Origin of the sequence: Bartonella sp. MR110HLJHH, from assembly GCF_042194225.1 — a bacterium.
GTDB lineage: Bacteria > Pseudomonadota > Alphaproteobacteria > Rhizobiales > Rhizobiaceae > Bartonella > Bartonella grahamii.
In genome coordinates, this window is record NZ_JBHIMQ010000102.1 from 1 (window position 1) to 622 (window position 622).

The window sequence follows — 622 nt, forward strand, 5'->3', positions numbered from 1 at the left end:
TTTCACTTGCAATAATAATAAAGAAAGGGAGGTGAAGTATGTCAACTAAGTTGCCATGGACGAGGCTTTTTGCAGACAAGTGGCTACTTGATCTTGCATATTTGCCAGCTTTTGAAGGTTTCATATATGTTAAGTTGCGCTTTCAAATGCTTCGCACAGGAGAGCCGCTTACGAATAATTTTAAAGTGTTATCTTTATTGGCTGGCTGCTCAGTAAAAAAATTTCAGAAGGCATTAGATCTTTTATTAGAAACTGGACATATCATTTGTTTAGAAGATGGTCGGTTGTGGAACCCAGATGTTGAATTAGAATTAAATGATAGCAAAGAGAAATCAGAAGCAGCAACAAAAGCAGCTCATTCTAGATGGCATAAAACAAAAGGTAAAAATGACAATAATCATATAAAAGAAAACGCATATGCGGATTGCATGCAGAGCGCATACGATGCGCATAGTGTTGCGCAATGCGAACGCAATGCCATTAACAATAACATTAACATATATAAAAAAAATAAAACTAACGTTTTATTAAAAAAAGAAATTGATTTTGAAGATTTAGAAACAATCGATTTGGTTGACGAGCCAATCGAGTGTGATGTTGAAAGCCAATCAGAGCAAACCAA

1 protein-coding gene is annotated in these 622 nt (G+C 35.2%); it reads left to right on the forward strand.

The annotated features are described in order from the left end of the window. Window positions 1-38: 38 nt before the first annotated feature. The coding region (locus ACFIKB_RS09610; RefSeq protein ID WP_375653535.1) for a DUF1376 domain-containing protein at window positions 39-622 on the forward strand (584 nt) is incomplete at its 3' end.